Raw genomic sequence first — 17250 nt, forward strand, 5'->3', positions numbered from 1 at the left:
CAGTCTCTAGGCTGGTGCCCGCCCACCAGCCCGTCCGCGACCCGAGGACTCCCATGCCCCGTCTCGCCCTCTCCGATGACTTCGTCGCGGATCTGATCTCTCTGCAGAGGCCTGTCCAGAAGGAGGTCAACGACGCGATCCAGATGTTCCGGAGCCTGACCGTGCCTCAGCTCCACGCCAGCAAGGGAATGCATCTGGAGAAGCTCGAGCGGGCGCGCGACCCCCGGATCCGTACGATCCGGGTCACCAGGTTCTACCGGGGGGTTCTCCTCGCCCCGGACGACGGCAGCGAGTTGTTCACCCTCCTCAGGGTGGCACCCCACGACGAGGCGATCAACTGGGCCTGCAAGCGCGCCTATTCGGTCAACGGCGCCACCGGAGGCCTGGAGGTCCGCAATGTCGAGGCACTCGAGCAGATGGAGACCTACTTCGAGACGAAGGCGGTCCAGACCCCGGCCCGGCTCTTCGCGCACCACTCCGACACCGTGCTGCGTGACCTCGGCATCGACGAGCAGGTCCTGCGACTGGCGCGCGTGTGCGTCACCGCCGACGACCTGACGGTCATGGCGCCCCCCATGATGCCTGCCGACCAGTACGAGGTACTGGAATACCTGGCGGCCGACTACTCGCCCCAGGACGTCTGGGAGCAAGTGATCGCCCCGCGCGGGCAGACGGTGCGCACGGCGGAGGACCGACCGGCCGTCACGCTCAGCCAGGCGATCCTCAACACGCCCGACCGCATCGTGGAGGTCACCGGCCCCGGCGAGCTGGAGAGGATCCTCACCGAGGACTTCATCCGCTGGCGCGTCTTCCTGCACCCCGCCCAGCGCCGGTACGCCTACCACGCGGGCTTCAACGGACCGGCTCAGGTGACGGGCGGTCCCGGCACCGGCAAGACGGTCGTCGCCCTGCACCGGGTACGGCACCTGCTGCGCACCGGACGCAAGGAGGACCGGATCCTGCTCGCCACCTTCACCAACGCCATGGCGGCCGCCCTGCGGGACAGCCTGGCCCTCCTGCTCGGCGACGCGGACACGCACCTGCTCGACCGTGTCGACGTCACGACGGTGGACTCGCTGGCCGCCAGGGTCATCCGGGAAGCCCGGGGCAGCTCGCCGAAACCGCTGTCGGCGGCGGCGGAGAAGAGCGCGTGGGCCCGTGCCGCCGCGCGCGAGGACCTCCCCTGGTCGGAGCGCTTCCTGTCCCAGGAGTTCCGCAACGTCGTCCTGGCTCAGGGACTGCGGACGCCTGAGGACTACCTGCGATGTGTGCGCAGGGGGCGCGGCACACAGGTAGGGCGGGTGCAACGGGCCCGGTTGTGGCGGGTCATGGAGCGGTTCACGGGTGACCTGGCCTCGCGCGACTGCGCGACGTACACGATGGTGTGCGACCAGGCCGCCCGGATTCTGGCCGATCAGGGGCCGCGCTACCGCCACGTCGTGGTGGACGAGGCACAGGATCTGCACCCGGCCCAGTGGCGGGTGCTGCGTGCCTGCGTGGCCGAGCAGGCCGACGACCTGTTCCTCGTCGGCGATCCCCATCAGCGCATCTACGACTCCCGGGTCTCGCTGCGGTCCCTGGGCGTCAACGTGCGGGGACGGACGTCCCGGCTGCGCCTCAACTACCGCAGCACGGAGGAGATTCTGCGCTGGTCCGCGTCCCTCCTGGACGGTCAGCCGGTGGGCCGACTCGGTGAGGACGACGAGGACGACGGCGGCCAGGACTCGCTGCGGGGCTACCGTTCCGAACTGCACGGCCGCGTTCCGGTGGCTCGTGGCCATGCCAGCCAGGACGACGAACTGCGCGCACTGGTGGAGCAAATCCGCACATGGGTCGACCAGGACGGTGTGAAGCCGTCCGAAGTAGCGGTGTGCGCCCGGTTCAACACGCTGGTCGACGCTGTCATCGCCCGCCTGCGCAGGGAGGGTGTTCCCGCCGTCGCTGTCAAGGACGACCCGGGGCCGTCCGTGTCGGGTGTGCGCGTGGCGACGATGCATGCCATGAAAGGGCTGGAGTTCCGTTGTGTGGCTGTCGTCGGCGTGACGTCCCACGTGCTGCCGTTCGCTCCGCAGGTGACGCCCGCCGACGAGGACGCCGTGCAGCACCGTTCGGATCTTCTGGCCGAGCACTGTCTGCTCTTCGTGGCCTGTACGCGGGCGCGCGACGCGCTGGCGATCTCCTGGAGCGGTGAGCGCAGCCGCATGCTGGACCCGGTCGCCGGCTGAGCCGCACCGGTCCTGTCCCCGCGATCCGCAACCGGGCCCTTCCCCCCGCGAACCGAAGGCGGGCCCCTGGGACAGGGCCCGCCTCGTCACATTGCCGTGGCCAAGATCAGACGCGGATCTCCCGCACGACGACCGTGCGCGGCCTGCCCTGGGACGCGTCGTACGAGATCTCGCGTCCCGTTGGCTGCCAGGTCAGCGCGTGGCCGAGCGGAGAGGACGGAGAGACGATGTCCGCCTCCTCGGTGGGCAGTTCGGCGATCGTGTACAGAGTGTCGTCGTCCACCTGCCCGTCGAACTCCAGGCGGAGCAGGGCGCCTGGAATCACGACATCGGGGACAGCTCCTTCCCGCCCGACGCCCACGGAGTCGAGGAAGGTCCGCAAGAAGGCGAGGCGCTTGGTGCGCCGGTCGCGCTGCTCTGCCTGGGTCTTCCTGAGGAAGACCAACTGGGCCGCGTCCGCTCCTTCGGGGCTCTCGTGGGGAGCGTCGACTGCCGCCTGGAGTTGCTGCACCTCACGCACCAGCCGCTGGAAGGCCGCGGCGGGGATCTCCCGCACGGGCAGGGGGCTCGGCGCCGTCGGCCCTGGGGTCGCCGACTGCGCCTCGCCCTCGGACCGTACGACGTGCCCTGCCGAGCGGGCTGGACCGGTCGGCCGTGCGGCAGGTGCCGCCGCCCCGGCCGCCCGTGCGGGAGCAGCCCCGCCGTCCGCGGTCATGCCACGCGGCCGCGTCGGAGCAGGCGTCGCCCGTCGGGCCGGACCAGTCAGGGACTCGCGCGGGTCCGTGGCCCTGGGCGCGGGCACCGCACCCAGAGCGGCCGCGGTCCCGGTCGGCACCTGCGGTCGCGCCCTGTCCCGGCTCCCCAGCTCATGACTCGATGCGCCTCGCGGCTCGGACGGCCCGCCGTCACCGACCGCAGCAGCCGCCCCGGCCCCCGCCAAGGCCACATCGGCGGTCTCGACCGCATCACCGCCGGCCTCCGCCTCACCGGTCGGCTCCGTCCCGCTGGGCGCGACGTCGTCGGCGGAACCGGAGACCTCCGGCTCCCGCCCGCCCGGTTCGATGCCCAGCCGATCCAGCTCGGCCCACAGCGGGGCCAGCGCCTGCTCGCGGTCGAGGTGGAAGCGACTGCCGCGGATCCGGACGAAGGTCCAGTCGACGCGTTCCAGGTCGCGCTGTCTGGCGGCCGCGGTGTCGGCGTCCTCGCCCTCGGCGAAGGCGTCGCCGTCGCAGGCGACCGCGAGGCGACGCGTTCCGCCCTCCACGACCAGGTCGATCGTGTGGCGGCCCACCTTGTACCCCGGACGGACCCGGTGGCCCCGTGCCGTCAGTTCCAGGTACACCTTCTGCTGGAACAGGCTGTCGAACGCTTCGTGCCGGACGTCGGGCAGGAGCTCGCCCTCGACCGCGACGACGTCCTCCTCCGCGGGACGGGTCAGGTGGTCGAGCCATCGGCGGCGCAGATCATTCTCGTGGAACTGTTCGGCCCGCGCGCTGTGGAACACCCACACCTGGTCCTGGGCACGCGAGGCCGCCACGTTGATGCGCTGCTCGTAGGTCTTGCCGTTGAAGCCGCCCGGGACCGCTCCGGCGGCCGTGGTCGCCGAGTTGACGAACGAGATGAACATGACGTGCCGCTCGTCGCCCTGGAAGTCCTCGGCGTCGCCGACCCGGATGCGGCGCTCCTCGCGCTGCTCGTAGTCGAGGCGCTCGGCGAGCAGGTTCTCCAGTTCCGTCAGGTGTCCCTTGCTCGCGCGCAGGCTGACGACGCCCATGGTCTTGCCGTCGTAGGCGGGGTCGGCGCAGCAGCGCACGATCGCGTCGACGAGGGCCTCGGCCTCGGCGGCGTTGGTCAGCCGGGCGTTGGCGCCGACAGCTTCGCCGGTCTCGACGTACACGGTGCGCACCGGGGGCAGCCGGTCGGCGCCGTACTGCCGCAGGGGCAGCAGATCACGGTTGTAGCAGAGGTCGTTGGAGAAGGAGATGATCTCCGGCATGCACCGGAAGTGCTCCTTGAGCATGAGCGTGCCGCGGCCCGCCGAGAGGGCTTCCGTGAGGTCGAAGAAGCTGGACTCCGGGCCGAACAGGCTGCGGACGTCCGGTTCCAGCGCGGTGAGCAGGCGGTCCCTGAGGTGGAAGTACTCGTCCTGTTTGAGGCCGACGTTGGACGGACTGACCTGCTTGCTGTCGCCGACGACGACCATTCGGTCGGCGAGCCAGCTCAGCAGCATGGCCTCCAGGCCGGACTGGCTGGCCTCGTCGACGATGACGACGTCGAAGAGACCCGGCCTGTCCATGGGTACGGTCTCGGCGACCTGGTGCAGCGGCATGATCCAGGCCGGCACCGCCGTCTGCGCCTTGCGCAGGGCGGCCTGTGCGTCGCGCCGGTAGCGGTGCTGGTACTTGCCCTTGATGCGGCGGGCGGCCTGCTGGTACGCGCTGAGTGCCCGGGACTGGTCGCCGGTGAGCAGTCCGAGGCAGCGGTGCCAGGCGCGGGCGGCGGCGAGCCGCGCGAGCATGATGCGAGCTTCGTCGTCGGCCTCCGTCAGCCGCCGGCGCAGGGTTCGCTCGGCCTCGGGGTCGGTCAGCCGCTCCATGCGGTCGCGCCACGCGGACCAGGCCCAGGCCTCGGCGAGCGAGGGCAGTCGGGCGTCCCAGGCGCTGTCCTCGTGTGTGGCGGTGATCCGGTCAGCGAGGGCCGGGAACGCCTCGCGGACACGAGCGAGCGCCACGTCCTGCTCGGCTCGCAGCCGGGCGGCCTCGCGTACCTCGGCCATCTCGTCGCTGAACGCGCGGTAGCCGTCGGGGTCACGGTCGCGGACGGTGCCGAGTGCGCGCACCACGGCGGGCGCCACCGCGGGGCGGTCGCCCCAGGCGCGCAGCAGTTCCTCGGTGTCCGCGATGAGCTTGCGTGACTGTTCGGCCGCGCGCAGGGTGGTCGACGCGCGCAGCAGGGTGCGTATGGCGTTCTCGACCGACGGGTCGTGCCAGACGGCGACCGCGAGCGCCGGGGAGGTGGCCGCGGCGGTCAGGACGTCGGTGCGGGCGGCGGCGACGGTGAGCAGCGCGTCGAGTACCTCCGCGTCCTGCCGCAGCCGCGCGAGGCGCGGACCGTGTCCCTGCCAGGGGGCGACGGGCGTGCCCCACTCGGACTCCACCTGGGCCAGGCGCAGTTCCAGCTGGACGCGGGCGAGGACGACGGCCGACGTGGGGACGTCTTCCGGCGCCCGGCCGTCGACCCGTACCTGCTCCGCGAACGCGCCGGCCGTCTTCGCCAGCTTGGAGCGCATCCCGAGGGGGCCGCGCAGCTTCTGTCCCTGACCGAGACCGTCGTGCAGTGCGGTGACCTGGGCGAGCGCCGTGGCCGGGTCGTACTGTTCCAGGCCGCTGACCATGGACGTGCCCAGGACGGCGAGCGAGCTGTCGACGGCCGCCAGGGTTTCGATGACGGCGGTCCGCCGGCTGCGTGCCTGCCAGTCCTGCCCCTCCGTCACCTGCCTCAGGAACGTCGCGGCCCAGTCCCCGGCCGCGGCGGTGAGAGCCGTGGCGCGGGCGCGGGCGGTGGAGAACGCGTCGAGCGCCGAGGACAGCCGCTGCTGTTCGCCCTCGCCGAGGCTCCTGACGGCTGTGTCGTGCTCCGCGCACAGCGGGTCCTGGCGCGCGGCCGTATGCGCTTCCTCGGCCGACCGTACGGTGCGTACGGCCTGCTCGAAGTCGCCCGGGCCCGGCAGTTCGGAGGGGCCGGGCACCTCGGCCGCGAGGGCCTGGTGGTGCGGGGTGTACGCGCGGGTGGTGTGCAGCAGGCGCAGGACCTCGTCGGCGCTCAGGGCGGGCTGTTCCTGCGGGACCGGGCCGAGCCAGTCGTGCCGTTCCGCCTCGGCGGTGAGTCGCTCGGCGATCTCCTGCAGGCTGCCGCTGTAGTCGCCGATCTCTGCCTCGAAGCGGTGGGTCTCCTGTTCGCGCAGTGCGGCGAGGTCGCGCAGCATGGCCTGCTGGGCGGCGCGGGCCTGGGCGAGGCGTGTCTGGAGGGTGCGGATCCCCTTGCGGGAGGCCTTCTCGTCGTAGCCCGCGTACTCGCCGAGGATCCGCTGCACGGACGCCTCCAGCTCCCGCTGGGCGGCCGCGCCGTCCTCGGTGCGGCTCACGCACAGGTCCCGGACGGACTCGGGCAGCTTGTCCCGCAGGACGCGCAGGGCGCGCGGGGTGTGGCTGGTGATGAGAACGCGCTTGCCCTGGGCGAGCAGGTCGGTGACCAGGTTGGCGATGGTGTGCGTCTTGCCGGTGCCGGGCGGTCCCTGGACGACGACGAGCCGGTTGGCGCGCAGGCGTTCGGCGATCGTGCGCTGCTCCTCGTTGGCGGGCAGCGCGAAGTACATCTCGTCGCCGCTCTGCGCCGTCCCGTCGTCCTCCGCGGCCGCGAGGTCGGCCGCGGTCAGCGCGCCGTCCCGGCCGGCGATGTAGCTGAGCAGTGCGGTGGGCGGAGTGCCCGCGTCGATCTGGCGGGCGATGGCTTTGAGGGCGTCCATGGTGGAGCGGCGGCTGCGCTCACGCAGGACGAGTGCGGGGGTGAGCCCCACCTGCGGGACGTCGAGGCTGCGCGGCTTGGCGCGCTCGACGGTCGGCACGTAACTTCCGGCGCTGTGGGCTGCGTTGACCCAGCTGCGCAGGGCGGTGTGCACGGCGTCCAGGTGTTCGGGGTCGGTCACGTCCAAGGCGCCTTCCAGCACCTCGACGATCGTCTCGCGCACGGCGCCCGGCACGTGCTGGGCCCCTTCGAGCATGCCTTCTTCGAGTTCGAGGCCCGCGCCGGTGGGGTCGGGCGCGGCGGTGAGCGTGCCGGTGGACGGGTCGAGCCGGAGCGTGGCACGGTGCGTGATGAGGTGCCGTTCCACCCGCTGTCCGGCGGTCGTCTGCCAGGTGAGCCGGCCCAGCCCGAGCACGAGTTCGTACGCCTCACCGAGGTTGGCCGCGTCCTCGTGCATCTTGTGCAGGCGGTCGTACAGCCTGACCAGGGGGTCGATCGCACGGCGCCGTTCCGCCCAGGCGAGCCATTCCTGTTCCCAGGCGCCATACAGCTTCTCGATCTTCTCCCGCTGGGGGTGTTCGTCCAACTCGTGGTACGTCTTGTCGAGCGGGATCCCCTGGGACCAGTCGGGGAACTCGGGGTCGATGCGACGGCGCAGGTGCGGGGCGCGAGGCTCCTTGAAGTCACGGATACGGGTGTCGTCCACCCAGGGCGCGAGGAGAGGCTTGAGGTGCGGCGCATCCTCGCGTTCGGGGCGGGCGACGGTCAGCCAGGCCGGGTCGTCCCCCAGGAGAGCGCCGTCGATCATCACCTCGACTCCGTCGTCGTCCGGCAACTCGTCGAACCACACGGCGCCGGCCGCCCCGTCGAGCGTGCGCACGGGACGCGTCTTCGACTCCTCGGCCTCGGCGAGAAACCGGAAGATCTGCCGGACCCGAGCGCCGTCCAGGCTGTCGGCGGAGATTTCCGGGGCCAGCGACCGGGCGGTCCGACTCCCCGGGCCGGTCGGCTGGGCCGGGACGACGTCGGGCGCGGCCGGAGTGGTCGTGTGCTTGTCGCTCCTTGCCGGTTGAGTCGTGCGCCGGCGGTCCGCGACCGGGGCGCTCGCGTGCCGGCCGTCCGCTGCGGGCGCGCTCGTGCGCTGGTCCCTCGCGGCAGGAGCTGCGCGCCCGGCCCCGGTCACGGGCTCCCGGGCCTCGTCCGGCTCCGCGAACAGCGACTGCTGCCGCTCACCGAACAGTACGGACTGGTCGTACGCCATCGGTACGGGGCGCTCGCCGGCCACCGTGGCGGCGGCAGACGCCGTGCCGAACGTGACGCTCCCCCGGTCGCGCGACGGGAAGCGGACCTCGATGTCCAGGTCACCGGCGGTGCCGGCCGGAATGCTGTAGGCCCAGGTGACGGAGACCCTGCGCCCGGCGCGCAGGGTCCCCTCGAGGGCGTCGTCGATGACATCACTGCGGTAGTCCTGCACCTGACGGCCCGTCTTGCCGTACGGCCCTCCCCGCACCAGCAGGGTGACGCCGTCGAGCTCGAACGGCCGCCCGGTGCCGTTACTCAGGGAGAGCGTGCACCGCACCAGGTCGTCACCCTGCCGGTACCCGTGACTGTCCTCGGCGTCCGCCAGCACGTGGGGCACGACGTCGCCCACCCGCACATACAGGCCGTCGTCGTACTGGTAGACGGAACCGACCGGTCGCAGACCTTCGCCCAGCCCGCGCTCATCCTGACTCACACGCCCACCCCACCACTGCTCCTGAGGGCCATCCGGTGGCCCGTCCGGTCATCTCGCCCCGCCCACCACGAGCCCGATCACAAGGCGCCCCCCGGCGCACGAACTCTGGTGTGAACTGAGCACACATCGCGAGCGTAGCAGCAAAACCCGGACATCCATCCCGCCGCGACGCTCATCCGGCACAGATCACCCCCGGCGAGCGTTCATCGGCGACGCCGACCGACCTCGACAACACGTTCGATCCTGGCGTTCCTTCGTTATCGACGTTGACTTAGTTCACAAAGACCGACAAGCTTTCATCGACGTCACCTCAGAGGAAGGCAAAAGTGCCATGCATATGCAAGTGGTTGACGTGTCGCCCCAGTTGGCGGCGCAGTGGCTCACCCGCAACACCAGCAACCGGCCGCTCAGCAAAAGCACGGTGCAGCACTTGGCCGGTCAGATCCAGCGCGGGGAATGGCAGCTGACGCACCAGGGCATCGCCTTCGACGAGGACGACGTTCTCATCGACGGACAGCACCGCCTGGCCGCCATCGTCAAAGCCGGCGTCACCGTGCCCCTGACCGTCACGCACGGCGTGCCGCGCACGGCGTTCACCGTGATGGACACGGGCCGTAAGCGCACCGGCCGGGACACGCTGGCGCTCGCGGGGGAGGCCAACGCGACCCACCTGGCGGCAGCCCTGCGCGGACTGCACCTGTACCGCAATGCCCCCAACTCCGCGTGGAGCGGCGGCTCGTCGGTCACGAGCAACGACCAGCTCCTGAACCTGCTCGGCGAACACCCCGGTGTCCGAGACGCCCTGCACCACGGCATCGCGCTGAACCGGGGATGCCGTATCACCGTCACGGCCGCGACGATCGGCTGGTACGTCACCAGCGAGGCCAGGCCCGACATCGACCAGTCCGGCTGGGAGGCGGGGGTCGTCACCGGTGCCCGCCTGGAGCCGGGCGACCCGCGTCTGACGCTGCGCAACACCATGCTCAACCTGGCCCTGGGCAACGCGCACCGACGCCGCGACGACTCACGCGAGCACCTGCTCTACTACCTCAAGGCGTGGAACGCCTGGGTCGAGGGCCGCACCATCAAGCTGCTGCGCCGCTCCCCCAACGAGACGATGCCGCGCATCTCCAGCCGTTCGTCCTTGGCATCGGCGGACAGCTGCGCCTGAAAAGGCATAGATTCAGCACACAGCCGACCCCTCGGCACCACAGACACCGGACGGGGACGGGCCGGGTTCGTGCACCTGGTGAGGCAAGACGACGCAACAGTGTTCGCCGGCGCCCGCCTGTCGGCCTGGCACCGGCTGGGCACCGTCACACAGCACACGATGGAGACCGCGAAAATGGGGGAACTCACCATGGCCGAAGCTACGATTGACGCTGTCGACGGCGGCGACGATGCCGATCGGGAGTTTGTCGAGCATGAGCGGGCCAAGCTACGGGAGTTCGTCAAGGGGTTGAGCCCGGACGACATCAAGTCGGGTGGCTGGTTCACCAAGCTCAGCGCTCAGGCCCTGAGCTCCTACACCGACAAGGTCGACTGGCAGTATTTCCAGGAGCGGTACGAGGGCGTACCCGTGGATGTCATCGTCGATCAGCGGATGAAGATGGCGGCTCGGTACGCCGCGCTCGAAGGCGGGCTCTCTGCCGGGGCCTACTCGGCGGCCGTCGTCGCCACCCTCGGAAGTCTTGGTGGTGCCTCGCCGGCGACTGTCCCGGCCGCCGTCACGACCATGATGGTCGATGTCGCGTTCATCACCCGGCTTCAGCTCCGCCTGGCCTGGGACGTCGCAGTGCTCTATCGGGTCCCGCTCGACCTGTCCGACCCCGAGGACATGTGGAAGCTTATTCGAGTGGCCTTCACGATCAAGAGCGGGGAAGCGGTCCGGGAAGGTGTGGTCAAGGTGGTCCCGGCCATCGTGCGGCCGGTGATCAAGCGCTTCTACTCCGGAGCGGTACTGAGCGCCGGAAAGGGACTGCCGGTCGTCGGGAAGTACCTCCTGCAGAAGAACGTCATCAAGATCGGCATCCCCGTGGTCGGGGTTCCCCTTGCGGTGGTGCTGAACCGCTATACGACGCTGCTCGCGGGGCGGCACGCGCAGGCCGTCTTCCGGAACGAGGCGCGGGTGATCGAACTCGCCGAGCGGCTGAGCAAGCGCAGTCAGCATCCACGGTTGATGCTGTGGGTAGCGTGGCTCATCATCAGGGCGAACCGAAAAATCGCCGACGACGAGGCGCTGTTGATGCGGCACTTGGTGAGGCTGGTCAGGGATCAGCATCAGGTGGTCGACGAACAGCTTGCTCACCTTGTCGACATCGAGCCCGCCGAGGTGTGGCGGCGCGTGGACGCCGAGCCGGGGGATCTGAGCGACATCCTCGACGCAGCCGACCGGGTGGCCGCAGTGGACGGTGACGTCAACGCGGCCGAGAAAGCAGTCCTCGCCGAGCTTCGGGATCGCTGCCGCCGGGTCTGACGCCGTCATACGCCACTCCCACCATGGCGAGGACGACGCACGAGTTGTGCCCTGCCGGCAGTCCCGCGGCTTGATTCGGATGTTCGCCTATGTGCGGAGCCCGCTGCCCCCGTCGCCCGATCGATCCCCGAAGTCCCCGCTTCCCTTCCGGACCGTCTGTCCCGCCGGCTCCCCCAAGCCATCCCTCTGTTCAAGGAAGTGTCACGATGATCCGTTCAGGCACGGCCACCACGCAGGCCGACTGTCCGGCCTGAACGGCGGATCCGAACCATGGCCGAGGTTGACCCTCGACCTTGTCGAGGGCTCAGAGTTCCGGGTGTGGAGAACGACATGCGCAGTATCGGGGAGATGGCCCGGGACGGCGGACTGAGCGTGAGCGCGCTGCGGTTCTACGACCGGGCCGGCGTGCTGGTCCCCGCCTGGGTGGACCCGGTCAGCGGCTACCGCTGGTACGAGCCCGAGCAGCTGGAGGAGGCGCGGTTGCTGGCCCGGCTGCGCCGGGCGGGCATGCCGCTGGCCGACATCCGGCTCGTGCTGGCCGGCTGGGCCGGCGCCGACACGGACCTGGTGCGCGGTCTGCTTCAGGCGCACCTGCGCCGTCTCGAGCTGGGGCTGTCCGATGCCCGCAGCGAGTTCTCCACGCTCCGAGCGCTACTCGACCACAGGGAGACAGACCCCATGACCTCGCTCCACACCGCCACCGCCACCGCCCGGTTGTCCGTCCTCGCGCCCGAGCTGGCCGCCGCGCTGGACGCCGTCCGTTTCGCGGCCGGTACCGACGCGGAGCTGCCGATGCTCGGCGGAGTCCTGTTCGACCTCGAGGGCGACGGCCTCCACCTCGTGGCCACCGACCGCTACCGGATGGCCGTCGCGCAGGCACCCACGACCGGGCACGGCGGGCCCCGGACGCAGGTCGTCGTGCCTCTTCCGCTCGCCGACGCGATGCGGGCGCTGCTGACCGGTGAGGAGCCCGTGCAACTCGCGGTGGACGGTGACCGCGTGACGCTGGAGACCGGCGACCGGCAGACGGCCGGCCGGAGCCTCGGCCACGAGTTCCCCGACTACCGTCGCCTCGTCGACCTCCCGGCCGGTCGCCGGGTCCACGTCGATACGGCGGCCTTCCGTCAGGCCCTGGAGACGGGCCCGGTCCGCGCGAGCGAGACGCGTGAGCAGGACGGCGAGCTTTACGACCTCAGTGTGCTCAGGGCGGCGGAGAACGGGTCCGTGATCGTGTGCGACGACGGTGACGACGACCAGAACAACATGGCCGTCAACCGCGAGTTCCTCCTGGACGCGCTCGCCGCCGGGGCCCGGGACGAGCTGATCCTGGAACTGGGCGCGCCCACGGCACCGCTCGCCATCCGCCGACCCGACGACGAGGACGCCTTCTCGATTCTCATGCCGGTCCGGCTGGAGAACTAGGCTCCGTAAGGGGCCGCCCGGCCCTCGTCCAGGGCCGCCCGTCTCGACCGCGCGGCGGGGAGGAGGGCACCTCGTGCCGTACGAGTGACCTCGCGAAGGGCTCGCCGCTGCGCTGGGCGTACGTCATCCGCTCGCGGACCTCCCTCAAGGTGCGGGGGCGGTAACCGGGACCGCCGCAGCAGCTCTTGTGGAAGCGGACGCCGACGTGCAGCAGCACGGACAGCGTCCGCCAGGCCGCGGTGTCCCGGCGGCGGGGTGCGGCGAAGGCGGAGCCCACATGGATCAGCGGCTGCGTGCAGCGGGGGCAGATCCGCTCCCTGTCCCTGTCGTAGGGCTGCTTGTACGAGGCCCGACAGGGCAGGGAGACGTACGAGGTCTTCGCGTGGGCCATGTCAGCAGGGTAGGCGCCGCCCCGGCGCGACTCGACGGGATTTCGGCAGTGTGAGTGTCAGCACGTCAACTCACCCGACGTCCCAGGTTCGTTGGCACCCGTGGAGAGTGAGATCTGCTTGACCTTGCCGGTGTAGTCACCCACGGCTCCGTCCTCGATCGATCCGTCGGAGTAGTAGAGGGCGGACGCCCAGGGCTCCGGATCCTGCTCCAGCTCGTCCATCAGTCCTTTCATCGTCGCCGTACGGAAGTTGGTGTTCAGGCAGCCGCCGTCCATGTACGACCAGTCCGGGTTGGTGCCCTCCGTCGGCTCTGTCGCCGTCGCGTCGGACGGAAGCAGGGCGAGCGCGGCCTTCCGCGCCCGGTCTTCGTCGACCGGGGACGAGAAGACGATGTCCACGTTGATCAGGTGTTCCTTCAGAGACGTGGCGGAGGGAGTGGCGCAGACGACCTCGTCCTTCGCCAGGCGGTAGGCCACGGGGTCGCCGATGGGCATTCCCGTCTGCGCCGCGCACGCCTTGGACCACGAGACGCGCGGATAGCGTCCGTCCCACCAGGTCAGCGGCGATGCGAGGCCCCGGCCGCCCAGGTCGTCCTCGGACGGTCCGCCGAGGGTCTGCTCGGGAAGCGGGGTTTCCTTCAACGGGGTGACGTGGGGACAGAACTCCGTGCGCAGGAAGTCGGCCATCGCGGCGGCCTGGTCCTCGGTCGCACCGTCCGCCTCGTCCGAGTACCGGACGCCTTCCCATGTCCGGTATCCGACGGTCACGTTGCGGCACGTGGTGACCTGGACGACCGCGAGCCCACGGCGGTCCTCCAGGTCGGTCTCGACACCCACACCGAGGCCGTAGTTGTTGGCGTCGCCGATCTCGCCGAGCCGGTTGACCAGCGCGTCGTCGACACCGGCGGCCGCCAGGAAGTCCTCCATCGAGAGGTGGTCCCCGGTCGCTGCCTCCGCCGGCGCGGGGTCCGTGTCCGACTCGTCGGCCGGTGCGGTCGACTCCGTCCCGGTCACGTCCTCCGGGACGGCGGAGGTGTGCGCGGTGGAGGGCTCGGTGTCGCTCCCGCAGCCGCCGACGGCGAGCACGGCGGCGACGAGCAGGGCGGTGCCGGCGGCACGGCTGTATCGGGGCATGGGGCAACTCCGTGTGCGGTGAACAGGACTGGCTGATTGGCTGGTTGCCGGCTGTGGCGCCGAACTCCGCGTGCGGCGTATACGGAGGGCGGCATCACGTCTGCGGTCGGACCGCACCAAGGATCCCGAGGACGGCACTCATGGCGGGAACACCGCTCACTTCGGCCTCTTCTCCGGTCGAGCGCCGTCGACTCCGGGCAGGGGACGTGCACCCTGCAACGGGTTCTTCGCCTTCTTCCCCTGCTGCGTCTTCTTTGCTCGCGCCGACTGCTTCGCGTCCGCCGTCTTCTTCGCGTCCGCCGTCTTCTTGGCGCGCCGGCTCTGCCTCGGCTTCCGCGCCGGTGTGTCCGGTCGGCTGTCCAGCCAGCGGCGGGTGGTCGCCATCTCGGTGACCAACTGGGTACGTTGCGGTTCCGGCAGCCTCGTCAGCGCCTCCTCCGCCCGCACCATGAGAGCGGCTGCGCGCTTCGGCCCCCGTCTCTGCCGTGCGCTGCGCAGAGCATGCCGAATCTCGGTGTCGCGGTACAGGGGAACACCGGCGAGGCCCTCCGGCTCCGGCTTCGGCCGGGCCGCGGACTCTCGAACCAGGCCGCCCTTGACATGGACGATGGTCTGGCGCTGAGCGGGCTCCGCACTCTGCTGCGCGGCGAGCTGACCGTCCACGGTGAGCGGCAGCCTCGGCGGTGCCGTGCGGGACGGTACCCCGTACACGGCGAACGCCCGGTCCGCCTCACGCTGGCACCATCGTCTGAGTACCGCCGCCGTCGCGGGAACCCCGCAACCGACGGCGGCGACCACATCCCCCACGTAAGGCGGCGCGTCACCCTCCCCGGTCCTGATCAGCGCCGACAGTAGCGGGCTCCCCTCATCGCCGCCGGCCTCCTCCACGGCGACCAGCAGACCGATGCGGTCCGGGACCGACAGCCCGAGCAGGTCGCTTCCGGCGGTTCGGGCCAGCGCCTCCCAGGTGGGCCGGGTCCGGAACCTCGCGGCGCTCGTCAGCGCATCCTTCAGCGCTAACACCTGCTTTTCGCGGGACCGCCGCACAGGCGCTGACCCGCGCCTGACTCCCGCCTCGGCGGCCGGGCCGGTACCCGAACGCCGTCGCGGCTCCATTCCCGGGACCCGGAGCCCCGCAGGGGTCATCGCACAGGCATCGAGGGGCACCCAGTCGGTGCTGCGCCGGGGGTCCTCCGCCCTGAGACGGATGCGTCGTACCGCACCGTGCGTCTCGAAGCGGAAGCGGAGCAGGTATCCGTACTCGTCGTACAACTCCTCCATTGTCTCCGGCTGGGCCGCGCCCGGACCGAAGACCCAGTCGAGGGTAGCCGATTCACCGGAGAGCCTCTGGCGGGCCTGGTACCACTCGGCGTGCGCGAGCCTGCTGAACTGGAAGCGCACATGCTGCTTGGCCGCCCCCACCTGGAAGTCGACGGCGTCTCCGGGGCCGGATCCGAGGTCGCGTGAAGTGGTCTGCCCCTGCCGCCTGTTGAGTCCGGCCCATGCGGCGAGGTCGTCCTTGATGAACAGGTGGTCCGCGCTGGCCGCGCCGGTGGCCGTACGGTGGCAGGAGGTGTGGGGTCGGTGAGCGAAGTGGCAGACCTTGTCGCGGTACAGACGGTCCGACAGCTCGTTGCCGCAACCGCCTAGCTGGGTTCCGCACCAGTAGGTGTAGGCGGGGTGGCGTCGGCGCCAACGGGTCAGTTCGTCGGCGTCCGTCGGCAGGATGATCGCGCGTCCCGAGTTCCGGCTCCCGATCACCGCGGTCTGCACGAGTCTGCCGTCTGAGCCGTTCACGAATTCCCCCCGGGCCACGCGCGCCTGCCGGGAAGGCGGGCAACGGTGGATCGCCACCAGTATGTGACCCATGTACTCAGTTCACAAGAGGCCAGCGACCACTTCGATCATTCGAGCCACGGTCGGGTGGCCGGTGGCATAGGTTCAGCGATCGTCGGAATCCGAGGTCGGGAGGGCACATGCAGAAGGGCACGCTGGAGTACGAGCAGGCTCTGGACGCCGTGATCGAGATCCTGCGTTCACGGGCACGCCAGGGCGCGGCGCCCCTTTCGTACGGTGATCTGAGCAGCGAACTGGCACGGCTCGGTCATCACGTCACCGCCCACGAGGGCCCCATGCCTTACCTGTTGGAGGACGCCTCGGTGCTGGAAAGCCCCGATGGATCACTGCCCCTGCTGTCGGCACTCGTGGTGCTGAAGGACAGGGGCTGGCCGTCCGGCGGCTTCTTCAAGCTGGCCCGACGGCGGCCGTACGGGCGCTCGGGTGACGACGCGCTGCTGTGGATGCGGGAACTCAAGGCGCTAGCGGAGCACTACGCAGGCCGCTGACGCTCGCTTCGTCAGCGCTCCCATTCTCAACAAAGGCACTGCTGTCCCGGCGAGCCAGTCAGTGCCCTCTCTGGCCAAGTCAGCAGAAATCCTTATGCTCTGGCCATGACATCCGGATTGACGCCTCAACACACCCTTCGGACCTGGCTGTTGAATGTGCTGGCGGAGTTGGGGGGCAGTGCACCAACCGGTCGCGCACTCAAGCACATGGAACAACGCTACGGGACACTCCTCTCGTCCGAAGACCAGGAAGGAACGGAGCGAGACAATGAGCCCAAATGGCACAACAGAACCAGGTTTGAGCGAAAGAGGATGGAACGATCCGGTCTCCTGGTTCCGGCCCGGGAGTCACGTGGCGTCTGGACACTGACTGAAGCGGGCTGGGACCAGCTTCACCTCCCCGGAGACACGAACGCCGGGGTCGGGGCGGGGACGGAGGATCCCCCCGGGCCATCCGCACACACGCCGAAAGGAGACGAGGCACCCTCACGCGCCGAACAGACGACTCAACGCATAGTCAGGAGTACTGCCGTTGCGGACTATGTGAAACGAGTGCACGACTACAGTTGTCAGGTTTGCGGCATTCGGCTTGCAACACCAGCGGGAGCGTACGCAGAAGCAGCACACATCCGAGCCCTGGGACGCCCTCACGATGGGCCCGACATCCCAGCCAACGTACTCTGCCTGTGCCCGAACCATCATGTTCTCTTCGACTTCGGCATGTTGACCATAGGTAGTGATTTGACCGTCACTGATCACTCTCCTGGAGCTTCGCCACGTCGACTCAGAGAGATACCGGAGCACACAATCGACCGCCAGTACCTGGCATACCACCGCGCCCACCACAACGGAACAGCGCGGCCATTTACCTCGTGACAAACACACTCACGCTTGGGTCCTACGTTCCGGAGCGTGGGGGGGGCGTCGCGAGCGAAATCCGGCTCGTACGGGTTCTGCTACGTCGGTTCGCCGCGAGAGGACGTCAGAAAGACGATCGG

The 17250-nt window shown here is 70.1% G+C and carries 10 protein-coding genes; 6 read left to right on the forward strand and 4 right to left on the reverse strand.

Going from position 1 to position 17250, the window contains the following annotated elements; all coding sequences use genetic code 11:
• Nucleotides 1–53 precede the first annotated feature (53 nt).
• The gene (locus OHS71_RS05705; protein ID WP_328477441.1) at nt 54–2225 is read left to right on the forward strand and encodes a UvrD-helicase domain-containing protein; all 2172 of its coding nucleotides are present in this window, start codon (nt 54–56) and stop codon (nt 2223–2225) included.
• A gap of 106 nt (nt 2226–2331) precedes the next feature.
• Here OHS71_RS05705 and OHS71_RS05710 read toward each other — a convergent pair whose 3' ends face one another.
• Nucleotides 2332–8484, reverse strand: coding sequence for an AAA domain-containing protein (locus tag OHS71_RS05710; RefSeq protein ID WP_328477443.1), 6153 nt, complete (start codon nt 8482–8484; stop codon nt 2332–2334).
• A 337-nt stretch (nt 8485–8821) separates the two neighbouring features.
• On the opposite strand from OHS71_RS05710, the gene OHS71_RS05715 reads away from it, so the two are divergent.
• From OHS71_RS05715 to OHS71_RS05725, 3 genes are all read left to right on the forward strand, one after another.
• Nucleotides 8822–9655 carry a hypothetical protein gene (locus OHS71_RS05715; RefSeq protein WP_328477445.1) on the forward strand — a complete coding sequence of 278 codons (834 nt, stop codon included), beginning with the start codon at nt 8822–8824 and terminating at the stop codon, nt 9653–9655.
• 99 nt (nt 9656–9754) lie between these two features.
• On the forward strand, nt 9755–10960 hold the full coding sequence (locus tag OHS71_RS05720; RefSeq protein WP_328477447.1) for a hypothetical protein: 1206 nt from the start codon (nt 9755–9757) through the stop codon (nt 10958–10960).
• A gap of 330 nt (nt 10961–11290) precedes the next feature.
• Complete coding sequence (locus OHS71_RS05725; protein ID WP_328477449.1) at nt 11291–12382, forward strand: DNA polymerase III subunit beta family protein; 1092 nt, start codon at nt 11291–11293, stop codon at nt 12380–12382.
• Here the strand turns inward: OHS71_RS05725 and OHS71_RS05730 are convergent.
• The 3 genes from OHS71_RS05730 to OHS71_RS05740 form a co-directional block, all read right to left on the reverse strand.
• Nucleotides 12357–12773, reverse strand: coding sequence for a deoxyxylulose-5-phosphate synthase (locus OHS71_RS05730; protein WP_328477451.1), 417 nt, complete (start codon nt 12771–12773; stop codon nt 12357–12359). The two genes, OHS71_RS05725 and OHS71_RS05730, sit on opposite strands and share 26 nt — an antisense overlap.
• 57 nt (nt 12774–12830) lie before the next feature.
• Nucleotides 12831–13907, reverse strand: a complete 1077-nt coding sequence (locus tag OHS71_RS05735) for a hypothetical protein (RefSeq protein WP_328477453.1) — start codon at nt 13905–13907, stop codon at nt 12831–12833.
• Nucleotides 13908–14063: 156 nt separating this feature from the next.
• The gene (locus tag OHS71_RS05740; protein ID WP_328477455.1) at nt 14064–15704 is read right to left on the reverse strand and encodes a hypothetical protein; all 1641 of its coding nucleotides are present in this window, start codon (nt 15702–15704) and stop codon (nt 14064–14066) included.
• Nucleotides 15705–15883: 179 nt separating this feature from the next.
• Here OHS71_RS05740 and OHS71_RS05745 point away from each other — a divergent pair, with 179 nt between their 5' ends.
• Both OHS71_RS05745 and OHS71_RS05750 read left to right on the forward strand, forming a co-directional pair.
• Nucleotides 15884–16252, forward strand: coding sequence for a hypothetical protein (locus OHS71_RS05745; RefSeq protein ID WP_328477457.1), 369 nt, complete (start codon nt 15884–15886; stop codon nt 16250–16252).
• Nucleotides 16253–16357: 105 nt separating this feature from the next.
• On the forward strand, nt 16358–17128 hold the full coding sequence (locus OHS71_RS05750) for an HNH endonuclease (protein ID WP_443046863.1): 771 nt from the start codon (nt 16358–16360) through the stop codon (nt 17126–17128).
• The last annotated feature ends 122 nt before the right edge of the window (nt 17129–17250 follow it).

Origin of the sequence: Streptomyces sp. NBC_00377 (assembly GCF_036075115.1) — a bacterium.
Lineage (GTDB): Bacteria > Actinomycetota > Actinomycetes > Streptomycetales > Streptomycetaceae > Streptomyces.

Excerpts from the sequence above, each read along its gene's own strand:
- OHS71_RS05705 (WP_328477441.1), top strand. The coding sequence starts at position 54 with ATGCCCCGTCTCGCCCTCTCCGATGACTTCGTCGCGGATCTGATCTCT.
- OHS71_RS05715 (WP_328477445.1), top strand. The coding sequence starts at position 8,822 with ATGCAAGTGGTTGACGTGTCGCCCCAGTTGGCGGCGCAGTGGCTCACC.
- OHS71_RS05725 (WP_328477449.1), top strand. The coding sequence starts at position 11,291 with ATGCGCAGTATCGGGGAGATGGCCCGGGACGGCGGACTGAGCGTGAGC.
- OHS71_RS05730 (WP_328477451.1), bottom strand. The coding sequence starts at position 12,773 with ATGGCCCACGCGAAGACCTCGTACGTCTCCCTGCCCTGTCGGGCCTCG.
- OHS71_RS05735 (WP_328477453.1), bottom strand. The coding sequence starts at position 13,907 with ATGCCCCGATACAGCCGTGCCGCCGGCACCGCCCTGCTCGTCGCCGCC.
- OHS71_RS05745 (WP_328477457.1), top strand. The coding sequence starts at position 15,884 with ATGCAGAAGGGCACGCTGGAGTACGAGCAGGCTCTGGACGCCGTGATC.
- OHS71_RS05750 (WP_443046863.1), top strand. The coding sequence starts at position 16,358 with ATGACATCCGGATTGACGCCTCAACACACCCTTCGGACCTGGCTGTTG.